2 protein-coding genes and 1 pseudogene are annotated in these 1,632 nt (G+C 65.4%); all 3 read right to left on the reverse strand.

Features of this window, described 5'->3' with window-relative positions; all coding sequences use genetic code 11:
- On the reverse strand, nt 1-403 hold a 403-nt coding region (locus ACO48X_RS11070), incomplete at its 3' end, for an FAD-dependent oxidoreductase (RefSeq protein ID WP_485002139.1).
- Nucleotides 404-408: 5 nt separating this feature from the next.
- Nucleotides 409-1,278, reverse strand: coding sequence for an electron transfer flavoprotein subunit alpha/FixB family protein (locus tag ACO48X_RS11075; protein WP_485002140.1), 870 nt, complete (start codon nt 1,276-1,278; stop codon nt 409-411).
- Nucleotides 1,279-1,301: 23 nt separating this feature from the next.
- A pseudogene (locus tag ACO48X_RS11080) lies at nt 1,302-1,632 on the reverse strand (electron transfer flavoprotein subunit beta/FixA family protein); the annotation flags it as partial.

Consider the following 1,632-nt stretch of genomic DNA (forward strand, 5'->3'; position numbering starts at 1 on the left):
TCCCGTCGACCTTGACGCCGGGCATGACTGTCACGCCCGCTTCCTCCGCCTGCTCCGCAAGCCACGGATCGAACTTCGCCCGCAAAACCGTGACCGCGTTGACCGGCTCGGCCAGCCGCGAGTCCCAGTAGTCGACGTTCACGAAGTTAGTCGGGTTGAGGAAGCTCAAACAATTGCGGGTGATGCGCCGTTCGATCGGGGCTTCTTCAATGAAGTTCGGGAACACCTCTTGCATGACGCGACAGTAAAAGACGCCGCCCGAAAGGTTCTTGGACCCCGGCTCCATCCCCCTCTCGACGAGTAGGACCTCGCGCCCTTTCTTCGCTAGCAGGTAGGCGCAGACGGAACCCGCCACTCCTCCGCCGACGACGATGACGTCGAAATCGTAGTTCTCTTCGGCCATAATCCCTACTTAACAGCCTCCGTCAGCGCCGGAAGAACCTCGTAGAGATCGCCGACGATTCCGTAATCGGCTCCAGCGAACATAGGCGCCTTCGAATCGCTGTTCACGGCCACGACGACCTTCGAATCGCTCATGCCCACCGTGTGCTGGATCTGGCCGGAGATGCCGACGGCGATGTAGAGCTCGGGCGAGACGATCTGGCCGGAGACGCCGATGTAGCGGTCGACGGCCATCCAGTCCGCGCCTTCGGCGAGGGGACGCGAGCACGCGAGCTCGGCGCCGATGGCAGCTGCGAGATCCTCGGCCAGCTTGAGGTCCTCCTTCGCTTTGAAGCCTCGTCCGGCTGAGACGACGCGCTTGGCCGCCCCCAGATTGACCGCGGCGACTTCCGTCTTGTTTTGGCCGGTGACCTTGGCCTCGTAGACCGAGCCTTCTGCCGCCTCGGCGGCCACAGGCTCGCCCTCGGCCTCAGCGCCGCCGTCGAGAACCGCGACGACGGGAGAGTCAAAGGAGACGCTTTCAAAAGAAAGGCCGCCGTAACGCGAAAGCTCGGCCGCGCCGTCCTTGACCGACTTGAGGCCGGGAAGGAACGCGGCGTTCAGCTTGACCGCGACGGCGCCGGCGAGGACCCGCTCGGCGGGCTTGTTGGCGGCGAGGACGACGTCGCCGGCCTCGGCTGCGACTGCCGCTGCAACCGCGGGCGCAGCGGCCTCGGCGGGAACGCCCTCGGGAAGCGCCACGTCGATGACCTTGTCGACTCCGGCAACGGGCGTGCCGCCGACGGTCACTGCCGTGACTGAGCCGCCGACCGCCCGCCCATGCTCGACGAGAGCGGCAATCTGCGGGTCTACCGCGATGATCCAGGTGTTTGCCATTGTTGTCTTTGTCCTTTCAACTCTCAGAGCACGCCGTCGGCACGCAGGGCGGCAACGAGCTGGGCGGGAGCGTCCGCGCCCTCGAAAATCTTGTTCTTGCGAGCCTTGCGCTCGGGCTTTGAACGGCCGACGACGGTGACTTCGACGTCGACGGAAGGAACCTCGACCTTCTCCACGGGCTTCTTGCCGGCGGCGAGGATGTCCTTCATGGACGGAACCTTGGGGGCCACGGCGTCCGAGGAAGCGGAGACGACGACGGGGCCGGAAACGGCGATCGTGCGGCTTCCGCCGGGAACGTTCTGCGTAATTTCATACCCGTCGGCGGTCTTGGCGACCGCCGAGACGCCCTGGAAG

The sequence above is a fragment of the Peptidiphaga sp. genome (assembly GCF_057238965.1).